Raw genomic sequence first — 741 nt, 5'->3', positions numbered from 1 at the left:
GATGATAAGTAACATACGTAAATCGTAACCGTATTGAAGAGAACAATAGGATGTGTATTGTGCAGTAAGAGATTAGAAAGGCAAGTCTTTCCACTTATTTACTATTTAAATGAGCCCCATAAAGAAGAGGCGCACTAGGCGCCTCATATCGTTTTTCTTAGATTACTTACAATCTTTCTCGAAGATGGTATCAACCCAATGAGGGTTATCTACGAATGGGTTACGGTTGCCCTGAATCTTTTGAATTTTGCTGTTGCGGTTGAATTCAAAGTGATCAACTGGGTCTTGCTCATTCCATTCCAGAAGTACACAAACGTTACCTAAAGCAGTGCCGTTATTGGTTACGCTTGGCACAAGTTCAAGGTCTGGGTTAGATACATCGCTGGTATCTTTGCCTGCATAGCGTGTTGCCATGTAGAACATCATACGAGCAACATCACCCTTCACTTCATCACGAGGCTCAAACGAATCGCCATCTTTTAAGTTACCCGCTTCTGGAGACTCTGAAGTTGGCGAACCACCATTGTCAAATTCTAGGTTGCCGCGCTCAGAGTTAATAGACGCATCTGTTGGGCGAAGGTGGTGAATGTCGGTGTATGCCGCAGCACGGCTATCATTGAACTCACCATTCGATTTAGGGTAACTGTGCTCACGGTTCCAAGCATCACCATCGTTATTGCCGCTGCTGGTAACTGTTTTCAACTGTGAGCGGCCGGTATACATCAGAATACCGTTACTGCT

The 741-nt window shown here is 44.3% G+C and carries 1 protein-coding gene; it reads right to left on the bottom strand.

Annotation, left to right across the window (positions count from 1 at the left end; all coding sequences use genetic code 11):
• Window positions 1-162: 162 nt before the first annotated feature.
• A partial coding sequence (locus KIV40_RS34080) for an endonuclease I family protein (protein ID WP_285353866.1) occupies window positions 163-741 on the bottom strand: 579 nt, incomplete at its 5' end.

The organism is Vibrio sp. D173a, from assembly GCF_030248475.1.
The sequence above is the reverse complement of the archived record's forward strand: the minus strand, read 5'-3'. Positions and strand labels throughout refer to the sequence as shown.